Source organism: Pseudonocardia bannensis (genome assembly GCF_012911875.1).
GTDB classification, from domain to species: domain Bacteria; phylum Actinomycetota; class Actinomycetes; order Mycobacteriales; family Pseudonocardiaceae; genus Pseudonocardia; species Pseudonocardia bannensis.
Genome location: NZ_JAAXKZ010000001.1, coordinates 1 through 14,793, shown reverse-complemented (window position 1 = coordinate 14,793; position 14,793 = coordinate 1). Strand labels below are relative to the sequence as shown.

Annotated in this window: 13 protein-coding genes, 1 tRNA gene and 1 other RNA gene; 11 read left to right on the top strand and 4 right to left on the bottom strand. The window is 75.9% G+C overall.

Going from position 1 to position 14,793, the window contains the following annotated elements:
- Positions 1-4 precede the first annotated feature (4 nt).
- From HF519_RS00075 to HF519_RS00045, 7 genes are all read left to right on the top strand, one after another.
- Entirely contained in the window at positions 5-1,231 is a 1,227-nt protein-coding gene (locus HF519_RS00075) for a glycosyltransferase (RefSeq protein WP_169409635.1), read from the top strand.
- A gap of 38 nt (positions 1,232-1,269) precedes the next feature.
- Positions 1,270-1,863, top strand: a complete 594-nt coding sequence (locus HF519_RS00070; RefSeq protein WP_312859817.1) for a D-sedoheptulose-7-phosphate isomerase — start codon at positions 1,270-1,272, stop codon at positions 1,861-1,863.
- Between the two features lie 31 nt (positions 1,864-1,894).
- Positions 1,895-2,665 carry an SDR family oxidoreductase gene (locus HF519_RS00065; protein WP_169409517.1) on the top strand — a complete coding sequence of 257 codons (771 nt, stop codon included), beginning with the start codon at positions 1,895-1,897 and terminating at the stop codon, positions 2,663-2,665.
- Positions 2,666-2,731: 66 nt separating this feature from the next.
- Positions 2,732-3,892, top strand: a complete 1,161-nt coding sequence (locus tag HF519_RS00060) for a glycosyltransferase family 9 protein (protein ID WP_211169319.1) — start codon at positions 2,732-2,734, stop codon at positions 3,890-3,892.
- Positions 3,832-5,433, top strand: coding sequence for a D-glycero-beta-D-manno-heptose 1-phosphate adenylyltransferase (gene rfaE2 / locus HF519_RS00055; protein WP_246241944.1), 1,602 nt, complete (start codon positions 3,832-3,834; stop codon positions 5,431-5,433). Before HF519_RS00060 ends, rfaE2 begins: the two co-directional genes overlap by 61 nt.
- Positions 5,430-6,242: a glycosyltransferase family 2 protein gene (locus HF519_RS00050; protein ID WP_169409515.1), complete on the top strand. Its 813-nt coding sequence runs from the start codon at positions 5,430-5,432 to the stop codon at positions 6,240-6,242. Before rfaE2 ends, HF519_RS00050 begins: the two co-directional genes overlap by 4 nt.
- Positions 6,239-7,684 carry a PfkB family carbohydrate kinase gene (locus tag HF519_RS00045; protein WP_169409514.1) on the top strand — a complete coding sequence of 482 codons (1,446 nt, stop codon included), beginning with the start codon at positions 6,239-6,241 and terminating at the stop codon, positions 7,682-7,684. Before HF519_RS00050 ends, HF519_RS00045 begins: the two co-directional genes overlap by 4 nt.
- Before the next feature lie 16 nt (positions 7,685-7,700).
- Here the strand turns inward: HF519_RS00045 and HF519_RS00040 are convergent, their stop codons facing one another.
- Entirely contained in the window at positions 7,701-8,669 is a 969-nt protein-coding gene (locus HF519_RS00040; protein ID WP_169409513.1) for a glycosyltransferase family 9 protein, read from the bottom strand.
- A gap of 104 nt (positions 8,670-8,773) precedes the next feature.
- On the opposite strand from HF519_RS00040, the gene HF519_RS00035 reads away from it, so the two are divergent.
- Positions 8,774-9,865, top strand: a complete 1,092-nt coding sequence (locus HF519_RS00035; protein ID WP_169409512.1) for a glycosyltransferase family 9 protein — start codon at positions 8,774-8,776, stop codon at positions 9,863-9,865.
- Between the two features lie 114 nt (positions 9,866-9,979).
- A complete protein-coding gene (locus HF519_RS00030; protein WP_169409511.1) occupies positions 9,980-10,543 on the top strand; it encodes a DUF6328 family protein in 564 nt (187 codons plus the stop codon).
- Between the two features lie 54 nt (positions 10,544-10,597).
- Here the strand turns inward: HF519_RS00030 and HF519_RS00025 are convergent, their stop codons facing one another.
- The 3 genes from HF519_RS00025 to HF519_RS00015 all read right to left on the bottom strand — a co-directional run bounded on the left by HF519_RS00025 (position 10,598) and on the right by HF519_RS00015 (position 12,518).
- The gene (locus tag HF519_RS00025; protein ID WP_169409510.1) at positions 10,598-11,524 is read right to left on the bottom strand and encodes an amidohydrolase family protein; all 927 of its coding nucleotides are present in this window, start codon (positions 11,522-11,524) and stop codon (positions 10,598-10,600) included.
- A gap of 13 nt (positions 11,525-11,537) precedes the next feature.
- Positions 11,538-12,017: an STAS domain-containing protein gene (locus HF519_RS00020; protein ID WP_169409509.1), complete on the bottom strand. Its 480-nt coding sequence runs from the start codon at positions 12,015-12,017 to the stop codon at positions 11,538-11,540.
- A gap of 413 nt (positions 12,018-12,430) precedes the next feature.
- Positions 12,431-12,518: transfer RNA gene (locus HF519_RS00015), tRNA-Ser, on the bottom strand.
- Positions 12,519-12,589: 71 nt separating this feature from the next.
- Here HF519_RS00015 and ffs point away from each other — a divergent pair.
- Together ffs and HF519_RS30755 are read left to right on the top strand one after the other, a co-directional pair.
- Positions 12,590-12,684, top strand: an RNA gene (gene ffs / locus HF519_RS00010) — signal recognition particle sRNA small type.
- A 59-nt stretch (positions 12,685-12,743) separates the two neighbouring features.
- Positions 12,744-14,793, top strand: a 2,050-nt coding sequence (locus tag HF519_RS30755; protein WP_312859800.1) for a DNA polymerase III subunit gamma and tau, incomplete at its 3' end; no start/stop codon positions are given.

The window sequence follows — 14,793 nt, the reverse complement described above, 5'->3', positions numbered from 1 at the left end:
CGGTGTGCGGATCGCCATGGTGTCGGAACATGCGAGCCCCCTTGCCGCACCGGGTGGGCCGGACTCGGGCGGCCAGAACGTGCACGTCAGGGAGCTGAGCCGGGCACTGGCCGCGGCCGGCCACGACGTGACCGTGTGGACCCGGCGGGACGACTCGACGACCCCTGCCGAGGTGGTGACGGCGCCGGGTATCCGCGTCCGGCACATCACCGCCGGACCGGCCACCCGCCTGCCCAAGGACGAGCTGGTTCCCCACGTACCCGAGCTCGCCCGCGGGCTGCTGCGGGCCTGGGCCGCCGACCGCCCGGACGTCGTGCACGCCCATTTCTGGATGTCCGGCCTCGCCTCGCTGGCCGCGGCCGGCCGGCTCGGGATCCCGCTGGTGCAGACCTTCCACGCGCTGGGCCACGTCAAGCGGCGACACCAGGGTGCCGAGGACACCAGCCCGGAGGGCCGGACCGCCGCGGAGCGGGCCATCGCGCGTCAGGTGGACCGGGTGATCGCCACCTGCACCGACGAGGTGTTCGAGCTGTTCCGCCTGGGCGCTGCTCGCCCTCGGATCACCGTGGTGCCCTGCGGGGTCGACACCGAGACGTTCACCCCGCAGGGGCCGGTCCTCGAGCGCGGGTACCGGCGGCGGCTGGTGTCGATCGGCCGGCTCGTGCGCCGCAAGGGTGTCGACGAGGTGATCGAGGCCTTGAGCCGGGTCCCGGCCGCCGAGCTCCTGGTCGCCGGCGGCCCACCGGCCGGGGAGGCCATGGCCGACGACCCGGACGTGCGCCGGTTGCAGGCGCTCGCCCGGGCCCGCGGCGTGGCCGGCCGGGTCCGCTTCCTCGGCGCGGTCGCGCGGCCGGATGTCCCGGCGCTGCTGCGTTCCGCCGATGCCGTCGTGTGCGTGCCCTGGTACGAGCCCTTCGGGATGGTGCCGCTGGAGGCGATGGCCTGCGGGCGGCCCGTGGTGGCCAGCGCGGTGGGCGGGATGACCGACACCGTGATTCACCAGGTGACCGGGCTGCACGTGCCGCCGCGGCGGCCCGACGCGCTCGCCCGATCGCTGTGCGAGCTCCTCGCGCAGCCGACACTGCAGCTGACGCTGGGGGCCGCCGGCCGGGATCGGGCGGTGGCCCGGTACGGATGGGACCGCGTCGGCGCGGCGACGGCCGAGGTGTACGAGCAGGTGATCGCTGCCCGGGCCGAGCGCTCGGAGCGACTGGCGAGGGTGGGCCGGTGAGCCCGCCGCCGAGCGCTCCCGCCGTCCCCGCGACCCAGGTGCTCGACGATCACGTCGACCGGCTCGCCGCGGCGCTGCCGGCGCTGCGGGCGGCCAGCACGACGCTGGCCCGCTGGGGGGCGGTGCTCGCGGTCCGGCTCAGCGCCGGCGGCCGGCTGCTCGCCGCGGGTAACGGGGGGAGCGCCGCCGAGGCCCAGCACCTCACCGCCGAACTGGTGGGCCGGTTCGATCGGGAGCGGGCGCCGCTGTCGGCCATCGCGTTGCACGCCGACACCTCGAGTCTCACCGCTCTCGGCAACGACTACGGCTATGCCGACGTCTACGCCCGCCAGGTCCGGGCGCACGCCCGGCACGGGGACATCGTCGTGCTGTTGTCCACCAGCGGGCGCAGCCCGAACCTGCTCTCGGCCGCGGTCGCGGCCCGCCGGTGCGGGGCGGAGTCCTGGGCCTTGACCGGCCCCGGGCCCAACCCCCTGGCCCAGCTGTCCACGGAGGCCGTCTGCCTGCCGGGGGACACCGCCACCGTCCAGGAGTCACACCTGGCTGCGCTGCACATGGTGTGCCGCGCCATGGAGATCGCGCTCGCGCAGACCGACCAGCCGGAACGGTCGGCGCCGCTCACCGCTTCCTGAATCCCGCGCTCGAAGTTCCCAGGAGGACCGCATGACCCGGACCGCACCCGCGCGGGCGAGCACCGACCCGTCCGCGTCACCCGCCCCCCGCCCGCCCAGGTCCGTGGGGACCGTTCTCGTCACCGGCGCCGCCTCCGGGCTGGGCCGGGCCGTGGCCTCGGCGGTCGCCGCCGTCGGTGGCCGCCCGCTGCTGGTCGACCGGGTGGACAGCCGCGACGCGGTGGGGCCGGAGCTGGCCGCCGCCCCGACCGCCGTGGTGGACCTGGCCGACACCCGCGCGGCCGAACAGGCCGTCGCCGAGCTGGCCGCCCGGGCGGGCACGCTCGACGCGGTCGTCACAGCGGCCGGGACCGATCGCTGCGGCCGCATCTCGGAGGTCCCGGGGCCGGAGTGGGACCGGGTCGTCGAGGTCAATCTACTCGGTACCGCCGCGGTCATCCGGGCCGCGTTGCCCCGGTTGCGGGAGAGCCGCGGCCGGGTCGTCACGGTCGCGTCGACGCTGGGGCTGCGCGCGCTGTCCGACGCGAGCGCCTACTGCGCGTCCAAGTTCGGGGTGATCGGGTTGAGCCGGGCGCTCGCGGCCGAACTCGCGGGCGAGGTCGGGTTCACCACGCTGATCCCCGGCGGGATGGACACGGCGTTCTTCGACGACCGCACCGAGCAGTACCGCCCCGGCCCGGACGCGCAGCTCAACGACCCTCGGGAGGTCGCCGACGCGGTGCTCTACGCGCTGACCCGGTCCCCGGGCTGCGAGGTGCGCGAGATGGTGATCTGCCCGGCGACCGAGCCGTCCTGGCCCTGACCGGGCATGGCTGCACCCGACCGGGCGGCCTCCGGCCGCCATCCCGGTGCTGATCGGGGCGGACCGGTGAATCTCTCCGCGCTGCGGCGGGTGCTCGTGGTGCGCGCGGACAACATCGGTGACGTCGTCATGCTCACCCCGGCGCTCCGCGCGCTGCGGGACGCGCTACCGCGGGCCGGGCTGGACCTGCTCGCCTCACCGGCGGGGGCCGGTGTGCGACCGCTGATCCCCGAGCTGGACGACGTGCTTCCCGTCTCGCCGACCTGGCAGCAGCTGGGTGGCGACCTGCCCGCCGCGGACGCGTCGGAGCGGGAGCGGGGCCTGCTCGAGCTGATCCGCAGCCGCCGCTACGACGCGATGCTCGTGTTCACGTCGTTCTCGCAGTCGCCGTGGCCGGTCGCGCACCTCGGCCTGCTCGCGGGAATCGGGGTGCGGGTGGTGCACTCCCGCGAGTTCGCCGGCGCGGTGGCCACGCACTGGGTCACCCCGCCGCCCGACACCACCCACCAGGTCGACCGCTGCCTGCACCTGCTCGCCGCGATCGGCGTCCCGGACCGGGGGCGCGCCCTGCGCCTGCGGGTGCCCGGCGGCGCCGAGCGGCTGGCGGAGCACCTGCTCGCCCAGGTCCCCGGTGCGATCCCGGGTGCACCGTTCGCACTGCTGGTGCCGGGTGCGTCCTGTTCGGCCCGGCGCTACCCGGCCGACCGGTTCGGTGCCGCGGCGGCGCGGATCACCGGTGCCGGACTGCCGGTGCGGGTGGCCGGGACCACCCGTGAGGCCGCGCTGGTCGCCGAGGTGGTGCGCACCGCCGGGCATCCCGATGTCCGGGCCCTGGCACCGACCACCGTGCCGGGGTTCGCCGCGCTGCTGCGGCGCGCCGCCGTCGCGGTCACCAACAACTCCGCCGGGATGCACATCGCCGATGCGGTGGGCACCCCGGTCGTGGTGGCCTACGCCGGGACCGAGCGCCACGGCGACATGTGCCCCCGCACGGTGCCCGCAGCGTTGCTCGCCGAGCCCGTGCGCTGCTCGCCGTGCCGGCAGCTCACCTGCCCGTACGGCCACGAGTGCCTGGACCTGCCGCCGGAACGCCTGGCCACCGCCGCGCTCCGGCTGGCCGCCCCTCATGACACGACCCCCACGGGGTCCGCCCCGGAGGAGGACCGTTGGCTCCCGAGCTCAGCGAGTTCGACCCGCACGCCGACGACGATCCCGCCGCACCGATGAACCCACCCGCGCCGATCGCGTCCGTACCCGCCGCGCCGGCCGCCCTGGCCGGCCGGATCGCGTCGCGGCGCCCCCGTGTCGTCGTGATCGGCGACGCCCTGCTCGACGGCTGGCTCGCCGGCCCCGCGCAGCGGGTCGGCCGGGACGCCCCGGTGCCGGTGGTGGAACTCGCCATGAGCGCCACCGCGGCCGGTGGCGCGGCCAACGTGGCCGTCGCCCTCGGTGCACTCGGCGTCGACGTCGAGCTGATCACCGTCTTCGGCGACGACCCGGACGGCCTCGCGCTGCGCCGCACCCTGCACGAACACGGAGTCCGCACCGAGCGATCGGTCATCGAGCTGGGCCGACCCACCCCGGCCAAACGGCGGCTGCTCGCGGCGGGGCAGCCGATCGCCCGCTACGACGTCACCCCCGACCGCCCGCCCCGGGGGCCGACCCAGCTCGCGCTCGTCGAGGCACTGACCGAGGCCGTGTGCCGACCGCACCGGATGGAGGGCGACCGCGGCCGCATCGACGCCGTCGTGGTCGCGGACTACGGCCTCGGCGTCCTCACCTCCCGGGTGCGCCGCCGGTTGGCCCGGTTGCGTCCGCGGATCCCGCTGCTCGCGGTGGACGCGCACGTCCTGCGGCCGTGGGCGGCGATCAGGCCGGACGTGGTGACCCCGAGCGCCCTCGAGGCCGCGGCGCTGCTCGGAGAACCGGTTCCGGTCGCCGACCGCGTCCGGTGGGCCACGGCCCGGCACCGGGATCTGGTGCGGGCCGGCGGCGGCGCGGACGTGGTGGTGACCCTGGACGTCGACGGGGTGGTGCGGTTGCCCGGCGGCGATGAGCCGCCGGGACGGCACGCCGCCGCCCGGCGCGCCCCCGAGGTGCAGGCCTGCGGCGCGGGGGACACGTTCGTCGCCACGTACACCGCCGCGTCCTGTGCGGGCGCGGAACCGGCGCAGGCGCTCGCCGCGGCGCAGGCCGCCGCCGACGTGGTCGTCGACCTTCCGCGGACCGCCGTGTGCACCTCGGGCGCGCTGGCCGCCCGGCTCGCCGCGTGCGACCGGGGCCGGGTGCTCGATCACCGTGACCTGGTCGCGGTGATCGATGAGCACCGCAGGGCGGGACACCGGGTGGTGTTCACCAACGGCTGCTTCGACGTGCTGCACCGGGGGCACGTGGCCTACCTGCGGCAGGCGCGGGAGCTGGGCGACGTGCTGGTCGTGGCATTGAACAGCGACGCGAGCGTGGCCCGGCTGAAGGGGCCGCAGCGCCCGGTGAACCCGCTGGAGGATCGGGCCGGGGTGGTCGGGGCACTCGACGGCGTCGACCTGGTCACCGCGTTCGAAGCGGACAGCCCGGTGGAGCTGCTGGAGTTGCTGCGCCCTGAGGTCTATGCGAAGGGCGGCGACTACACCCCGCAGATGCTCCCGGAGACCCCGGTGGTGGAGCGGCTCGGTGGCGAGGTGCGGGTGCTGGACTACCTGTCCGACCACTCGACCAGCGCGATCGTGGCGCGGATCCGCACCGCCCCGACCGGGGGGAGCGCGCGATGAGCCTGGAGGTCCTCGTCCCGACCCGGAACCGGCCGGTGGAGCTGGCCACCACGCTGGCCGGGCTGGCCGCGCAGGACCACCGGTTCGACGTCGCGGTCAGCGACCAGTCCGACGGCCAGGCGTCGTTCGACACGCCGCCCGCGCAGGCGATGCTGCGGGTGCTGCGTGCGGCCGGGCGCCGGGTCCGCACCTCCCGGCGCCTGCCGCGGCGCGGTCTGGCCGAGCACCGGGCGGCCCTGCTGGCCGCGTCGACGGCGCGCTACGCGCTGTTCTGCGACGACGACGTGTGGCTGGCGCCGGGGACGGTGCGCCGTCTGCACGAGGCGATCACCGAGCTGGGCTGTGGGCTCGTCGGTGCAGCGGTGGCGGGCCTGTCCTACCTGGACGATCACCGGCCCGCCGAGCTGGCCCCGTTCGAACGCTGGCCGGGCCGGCCGGAGCCGGAGCGCATCGAGCCGGGCAGGGCGGCGTGGAACCGGTGGACCCTGCACAACGCCGCCAACCCGGTGCACCTCGAACAGCGGCACGTCCGGCCGGGGGAGCGGTGGGTGGCCTACAAGATCGCCTGGGTGGGCGGGTGCGTGCTCTACGACCGCCGTGCCCTCGACGCCGTCGGTGGGTTCGGCTTCTGGCCGGACCTGCCGGTGTCGCACTGCGGGGAGGACGTGCTGGTGCAGTGGCGGGTGATGGAGCGGTTCGGCGGAGCCGGGATCCTGCCTTCGGGTGCGGTGCACCTGGAGTCGCCGACCACCGTGCCCGACCGTTCCGTGCAGGCCTGGAACGTCGTGTCGCCCGGGGTGGCGTCATGAGATCCGTGGTGGTGGTCGGCGACGCGATGCTCGACGTCGACGTCGACGGGCACAGTGACCGGCTGTGTCCGGACGCTCCGGCCCCCGTACTGAATGTGACCGGCGAGACCACGCGGCCCGGCGGTGCGGGGCTCGCGGCGGTGCTGCTGGCCGCCGGCGGCCCGGCGGTCACGTTCGTCACCGCGCTGGCCGAGGACGAGCCCGGTGATCGGCTCCGCGAGCTGCTCGGCCGCGCAGTCCAGGTCGTCGCCGGGCCGGCCGAGGGCGGCACCGTCGTCAAGTGCCGCTGGCGCGCGGGTGGGCGGCCGCTGCTGCGCACCGACCGGGGCGAGGGACGGCCGGGCGCGGGGTTCGGCGCGACCGTGGCCGGGGCTCTGGAGTCCGCGCTGGCCAGGGCCGGCGCGCTGCTGGTCTCCGACTACGGCCACGGGGTGAGCGCCGACCCGGTGGTGGGCGCGGCGGTGGCCCGGGCGGTGGCGCGGGGCACGCCCGTGGTGTGGGACCCGCACCCGCGCGGCCCGGCCCCGGTGCCCGGTGCCACCGTGGCCACCCCGAACCTGGGCGAGGCGCGCGCGGCCGTGGCGAACCCGGACGGCGGGGCCGCGACACTCCCGGAGGTGTTCGCGCTGGCCGGCGCGCTGCTGGCCCGCTGGGGCTGCGGGGCGCTCGCGATCACCCTGGGCGAGCGCGGTGCCGCGGTCGCCCATCGGCACGGCGCGCGTGCCGCGTCGCCCGCGCCCGTCGTGACCGGCGGCGACCCGTGCGGGGCGGGCGACGCGTTCGCCGCTCGTCTGGCCACGCTGCTGGCCACCGGCTCGACGGTCGACGACGCGGTGGACGCCGCCGTGACGAGCGCGACCGCGTTCGTGGCGCGGGGAGGTGCGGGGGCCGTGCGCTGGGACGGCGACCGATGGCGACAGCCGGACGACCGGCCGGCGCCGGGCGCGGCCGCGCGGCCGGCGGTGCTGGGCCTGGACACCGCGCGCGAGCTGGCCGACCGGGTGCGCGCGGCCGGCGGGACCGTCGTGGCCTCGGGCGGGTGTTTCGACCTGCTGCACACCGGTCACAGCCGCACCCTGGCCGCGGCCCGCGCGCTCGGCGACTGCCTGCTGGTGCTGCTCAACTCCGACGCGTCGGTGCGCCGCCTCAAGGGCCCCGGCCGTCCCGTGGTGCCGGCGCCCGATCGGGCGGAGCTGCTGGCCGCGCTGGAGTGCGTCGACGGGGTCGTGGTGTTCGACGAGGACGATCCGCGGGCGGCCCTGGACGTGCTGCGGCCCGATCTGTGGGTCAAGGGCGGCGACTACGACCCGGCCGACCTGCTGGAGACGCCGCTGGTGCGCTCGTGGGGCGGCGAGGTGGTCGCGGTGCCCTACCGGCCGGGACGGTCCACGACCCGGCTGGTCGCGGCGGCGGCGGGCATGGCGGAGCCGGCGGGTGGCTGACCCGGTGGTGCGCCCGTCATGTGGACCGGCGCATCGCGCACACCTCCCGTGCGGCCCGCAGCACGTCCTCCACGTCGATCGAGAGGAGCGCCGGGTCCGGGTCGGCGGCGAACGGGTCGCCGCGCCGGGCGCCCGCGTCGGTCAGCACCCGGTGCGGCCCGTTCCCGGGCGGGCCCCACTGCGCCGGGTCGACGGGCCCGAACAGCACCACGGACGGCGTCCCGAACGCCGACGCCAGGTGCGCGATCCCGGTGTCGCCGCTGACGACCAGTGCGGCCCCGGCGACCAGCGCGCAGAGCCGGGCCAGGTCGGTCCGCCCGGCCAGCACCCGCTGCTGCGGCAGCCCCGCGCCCGCCGCGACCGCGCGGACGAGCGGCCGCTCGTCCGCCGACCCGGTGAGCAGCACCGGCCGGCCGGCGCCCTCCAGCTCGGCCGTGACTGCGGCGAACCGGTCCGCGGGCCATCGCTTCGCGCCGTAACGGGCGCCGGGGTGGACCAGGACCGGGGGTGTGGCCGTCCACCCGGACGGCGGGGGTGCCGGCAGCGTGAGGTCGGCCGGATCGGCCGGGATGCCGGACTCGGCCAGCAACGCGCACCAGCGCTCCCGCTCGTGCGGGTGCCGGCCGGCCACGTCGTTCCATTCCGGGCCGTCCCACCCGGCGCCGCGGAACGCGATGCGTTGCCCCGGGCGGACCCCGTCGAGCGCCCGGTGGCTCTGCGGGCCGGTGCCGTGCAGATTGACGGCGAGCTTCGGAGGCACCGGACGGGTCCAGCGCAGCGCCGCCGGACCGTCGGTGGGCAGCAGCTCGTCGACGGCGCCGGTCAGCGCCGCGACCGGCGCCAGTTCGGGGCGGGTGGCCAGGACCAGGTGGTGGTCGGGGCGGGCCCGCCGCAACGCCCGCAGGGCCGGCACGGCCACCAGCAGATCACCCAGGTTGAGCGCACGCAGCACCAGCAGGTCGTCGGTGCCGGGGAGCGAGCGCATGGTCTCGGTTACCCCGCCGGGCGCCGGGTAAGTGGATGGCAGTCGATGGGTGGCGTGGTGCGAGCACGGGCGGCGGCGATGCGACACCGTGCCACGGGCCGGCGATGAGCGCGGACCCCGTGGACGGCGTTCGGCGCATCGCCGTGCTCCGGTGCAACGCGATCGGCGACTACCTGATGGCCACGCCCGCGCTCGCGGCGCTGCGCGCGGCCTACCCGGCGGCGGAGGTGACGCTGCTCGGCGCCCCCTGGCACGCGGAGTTCCTCGGGAGGCGGCCCGGCCCTGTCGACCGGGTATGGGTGCTGCCGGACGTGCCCGGGCTGGCCGGGCAGCCCGGCGACGTGCCGCCGGCCGCGGAGCTGCCCGGGTTCCTGGCCGTCGCGCGTGCCGAGCGGTTCGACGTGGCCGTTCAGCTGCACGGCGGCGGCGGCCGGTCCAATCCGCTGGTGGCCGAACTCGGAGCCCGGTGCGCGGTGGGGCTGCGGGCGGCGGACGCGCCACCGCTGGACCGGACCGTGCCCTACCGGTACTACCAGCCCGAGGCGGCCCGGTACCTCGAGGTGGTGGGCCTGCTGGGGGCCGCAGGTCCCGCCGAGTACCCCGAGCTGGCCGTGACGGCGGACGAGCGGCGCGTGGCCGTGGGCCTGTTACGGCCGGGCCGCGGCCCGTGGGTCGCCGTACACGCCGGTGCGACCGACCCCCGACGCCGCTGGGCCGCCGCCCGCTTCGCCCGGGTCGTCGAGCAGCTCTGCCGGGACGGGGCGAGCGTGGTGCTCACCGGCGCCTCCGGTGACGCCGCGACGTCGAGGGAGATCCAGGACCTCGCCGGTGTCCCGGTGCTGGACCTGACCGGGCGTACCGGTCTGGGCGTACTCGCGGCGGTGCTGCAGCGCTGCGCGGTCATGATCTCCAACGACACCGGCCCGCTGCACCTCGCGCGTGCCGTGGGGACGGCCACGGTCGGCCTGTACTGGTGCGGCAACGCGATCAACGCCGCTCCGGCGACCCGGACCCGGCATCGCCCACTGCTGAGCTGGACGGTGCACTGTCCGGAGTGCGGGGTGGACTGCACCCCGGCCGGGCATCCGCACCGGGCCGGCGAGGGATGCGGGCACCGGCCGTCGTTCCTCGGCCAGATCCCTGTGGTGGAGGTCCTGGACGAGGCCCGCGACCTCCTCGCCCCCCACTTTCGGTAGTTGGGCGCCGGTGCGAACTCGCCCCGATCGGGTGATAATGGCATCCCTTCGGTCAGCGGCCCGAGCGGCTGACGGTCGCGAGGACGGTCAGCGCGCGAGGTCGCGGAGGATGTCATGGGTGACACGGGTCATCCGGAGCGGGACGCGGAGTGGAACCGCAGCGCGCGCCACGAGACCGAGACCGAACGCCTCGACCGCAACTGGGCCGATCTACTGCAGGAGCTGCGAGTCGTGCAGACCGGTGGCCAGCTGCTGACCGGGTTCCTGCTCATCCTGCCCTTCCAGCAGCGGTTCACCGAGCTGCCGGACTTCCAGCGCGACGTCTACCTGGTGACCGTCGGGTTGGCCGTCGCCGCGACGGCTCTGATCATCGCCCCGGTCAGCCTGCACCGAGTGCTGTTCCGCCAGCACGCCCGCCGATCGATGGTCGCGGCGGGCCATCGGTTCGCGGTGGCCGGGTTGAGCCTGCTCGGGCTCGCGGTGACCGGAGTCATCCTGCTGATCTTCGATGCGGTCCTGGGTCCCCCCGCCGGTGCCGTCGCCGCAGCGTGCGCCTTCGTCCTGTTCGCCACGCTGTGGGGGCTGGTGCCCTGGATGCAACGCCGCCGGGCGGAGCGGAGCGACCCGGATGTACCCGCACCGCGCCCGGCGCCGGCTCGCAGCGGACCGGGGACGTGACCCGGACGAACCCCGGCACATCGACCCGGGCCGCGTGACACGGGAGCCGGGGTTCTAGCCGAACCAGAGCCGGGTGGCGTTGTCGACGGCGACCAGCCTGCGGTCCCCGGCCGGCAGCGCGTCCAGCAACGGCCGCAGGTTCTTGATCTGGCCGGGCAGGCCGTCGGGACGGCCGACGTTGTCGCTGCCGACGACGAAGCGGTCCGGGTGGCGTCCGATGAGTGCCGTCCAGTCCTCGCTGGGCGTGCCGTCCTCGCCGAGGATGCGGTCGACCAGGGACCAGGAGATGTCGATGTGCAGATTGTCGTGGGCGGCGAGCAGGTCGGCGACCACATCGGTTTGGCGGCGGGGCTCGATGCGGCGGGCGACACCGGCATGGCACCACACGACGGTGGTCCGGGGATGGCGGCGCAGCATCATGTCCAGTTGCGGGACGTACTCGTGGTCGCCCGCGCGGCCCGCCGAGCTGCTGTCGTGATGCAGTGCGAGGGGGCAGCCCCGGGCGCGGGCGAAGTCGAACACCGGGTCCAGCGCGGGGTGCGAGGCCGAGGGCTGCTCGCCGGCCGTGAGGTTGGTCAGGTCGTCGTGACGCAGCAGCACCTCGCCGATCCCGCGCCAGAACGGGTAGCGCGACCACGCCCACTCCAGATGCTCGACGGCCAGCTGGTCGGTCGGGTCGAAGCCGCACACGGTCGGGGCGACGCGCGCCTGCAGTTCCGGGTCCAGGGCGCGATAGACGTCGGCGACGAGCTGATCGGTGAGCCCGAAGTAGTGACAGGAGTCGTTGCCGTCGAGGTAGTAGTGCGGACGCCGGGGCTCGCTCATCGCCCACTTCTTCTTCACCGGCAGCCCGAAGACCACCGCCCGGTCCACCCCGGCCGCGCGCATCGCGGTGACCAGCTCGCCGGCCTCGACCGGGCGCTGCAGGAAGTCCACGAGATGGACGTGCGCGTCCACGACCGGACCGCCCGACTCCTGCATGCGGCGATGTTAGTCAGGTCCGGCGCCCCTGCGAGTGTCCGTGCAGGTGGCCGGGGCGGACGGGCACCGGATCGTGTGCCGTTCGAGACGGGGACGGCAGCGGTGATCCAGGAGCGCCGGCCTCGCCGGGTGGCGGCCGCTCCGATCCGCCCGACGGCACCGCTGCCGCGAGGGCGGCCGCGACGCTGGGGCACACGTGCAGAGCGGAGGTTGCTCCCAGGCGCCGCAACGGGTCCAGCACCGCCCGGTGGTCGGCCACTACACACAGGGTGGCGCCGGCCCGGCGGGCGTCGCGCGTCGCCGTGATCAGGGCGGTGATCGCCGCCGGGTCGAGGAACCGCACCGTGGTGAGATCGAGGACGATCGGGTCGTAGCACAGGCACAACAGCTCGACCACGTACTCCTGCAATGCCGGCGCGGCCTGCTGGTCGACCTCCCCGGCGACGCGCACGACCATCGCGCCGCCCGGCTGGCGGACCAGGCGCACCTGCATCGGGCCGCTTCGAGCCCGGTGACCCCATCCCGCGTGGGCGCCGGGCCGAATCGCGGACCGGGCATCGGCCGGCTGCCCGGCGGTGGTTGACGATCGATGTGGGGCCAGCGACTGCTCGTCGACCATGCGGGCTCTCCCGATTCGGCACAAGCTCCCGAGCAGCCACGCCCAACCGGCTGCAGCCACGCGCGGAACCTGGAGGTCGCAGGCCGGCACCGGCCGCCTCGGTGGTCGATACCTGACTCCGGGCGCGTGGATCCCGGGCCAGCCACGTCGCCGGCTGGGTGCTCAACCGTGGCATCCACTGTACGACGCGCGCGCTGCTGCGGGCCAGGATCGAGGTCCGGTTCCACGGTCCCCGGAACGGCGAGAACCCCCACGCACGGGTGCGCCGGGGGTTCTCGAACCGTCTCTGGCGGAGGATGGGGGATTCGAACCCCCGAGGGATTGCTCCCAACACGCTTTCCAAGCGTGCGCCCTAGGCCACTAGGCGAATCCTCCGCGAGCGAGCATAGCCTCCCCGTTCCGGCCGCCCTCGACGGGCCGGTCCCACGGGAGCGGGTACACTCGACGACGGACCCCGCGCGGCGTCCATCCTGTGAACTCCCCCAGGGCCGGAAGGCAGCAAGGGTCAACGGGCTCTGGCGGGTGCGCGGGGTCCCCTCATGTTTCCGGGTCTGCGTCCCGAGCGGCGGGCCGTCGGTCCGGGTCGGTAGCCTCGCGCCCGTGGCGCTGGCTCTCTACCGGAAATACCGTCCGGCGACGTTCGCCGAGGTGGTGGGCCAGGAGCACGTCACCGAACCCCTCGCCACAGCGCTGTCCGCGGGCCGGATCAACCACGCGTACCTGTTCTCCGGGCCCCGTGGCTGCGGCAAGACGTCCTCGGCCCGGATCCTGGCCCGCTCCCTGAACTGCGAGCTCGGCCCGACGCCCGACCCCTGCGGTGTCTGCCCCTCGTGCGTGGCCCTGGCCCCGGAGGGCCCCGGCTCGATCGACGTCGTCGAGCTCGACGCCGCCTCGCACGGCGGCGTCGACGACGCGCGCGAACTGCGTGACCGGGCGTTCTACGCGCCCGCCGAGTCGCGCTACCGGGTGTTCATCGTCGACGAGGCGCACATGGTGACCACGCAGGGCTTCAACGCCCTGCTGAAGATCGTCGAGGAGCCCCCGGACCACCTGGTCTTCGTCTTCGCGACGACCGAGCCCGACAAGGTGCTGCCGACGATCCGCTCGCGCACCCACCACTACCCCTTCCGGCTGATCCCCCCGGGAACGCTGCGCACATTGCTGGAGCGGATCTGTGCCGAGGAGGGCGCTGTCGTCGCGCCCGCGGTGTACCCGCTGGTCATCCGCGCCGGCGGTGGCTCGGCGCGCGACACGTTGTCGGTGCTCGACCAGTTGCTCGCCGGTGCCGGGCCGGAGGGTGCGACCTACGAGCGGGCGGTCGCGCTGCTCGGGGTGACCGACGTCGCGCTGATCGACGACGTGGTCGACGCGCTGGCGGCCGGAGACGGGGGCGCGGTCTACGAGACGGTCGACCGCCTGGTCGAAGCGGGCCACGATCCGCGTCGGTTCGCCGCCGACCTGCTGCAGCGGCTGCGCGACCTGACCCTGCTCCAGGCCGTACCGGAGGCGGCCGCTCGCGGTCTGGTCGACACCAGCGACGACGAGCTGGCCCGGATGGCCGAACAGGCCGCGCACCTCGGCCCGGCCACGCTGGCCCGCTACGGCGAGATCCTGCACAACGGGCTGACCGAGATGCGCGGCGCGACGGCGCCCCGGCTGCTGCTGGAGCTGCTGTGTGCCCGGATGCTCCTGCCCGCGGCGTCGACCGGCGACAGCGCGCTGCTGGAGCGGCTGGAGCGGATGGAGCGGCGGATCTCGATCGCGCCGGAACCCGGGCCCGAGGGCGCGCCGGCAGCCCCCTCCGCGGACGCTCCGCCCCCCGGCCGGCGCACCTTCGTCCGGCCGACCGCGCGGCCGGCCGCGGAGACGACCGGTGCGCAGCCCACGGTGGCACCGGGCGGCTCAGCACAGTCGCCCTCGGCCGCACCGGCGCCTGCCCCGGCACCGGCCGCCCCGGCGACCGAGGCGCCCGCCGCCCCGGTGCCGCAGGCTGCCGGGGGCCGTCCCGCCGACCTGTCCGCCGCCGAGGCCGACAGCCGGGTCCCGGCGAGTGAGGCCACGTCCGGCATGCCCGATCCACCGGGCGCCGGCCGGGCCCCGGCGCCACCGGGCCGCCCGCCCGGTGACCAGGCCGACGAAGGGCGGGATCCGCCCGGGCGCCGCTCGCCCTCCGACGGCGACCGGGGCGGTCCGGCTGAACCGCCGGGCGCCGACGCGGGCCGCGGTACACCGGCTGTGCCGGCCCCCGCCGCGTCCAGGCCCGCTGCCGTTCCGGAGCCCGCTGCTCATCCGCCTGCCGAGCCCGCTGCTCCTGCGGAGCCCGCGCGAGCCGCCGTGCCCAGCGGCCTCGATGCGGCCGCCGTCCGCCGGGTCTGGTCGGAGATCCTCGCTGCGGCCAGACAGCGCAGCCGGAGCACGGAGGCGTTGCTCGTCAACGCGACGGTCCGCTCGGTGGACGGCGACACGCTGCTGCTCACCATCGGGTCCGCCCCCCTTGCACGACGGCTGTCCGACCAGCGCAACACCGAGGTGATCACCGAGGCGCTGCGCGCGGTGCTCGGCGTGCAGTGGCGGGTTCGGTGCGAGCACGGCGACGCGGCCGCCGCGCCGCCGCCCAACCGCAGCCGGCAGCGGGACACCGTCGTCGGGC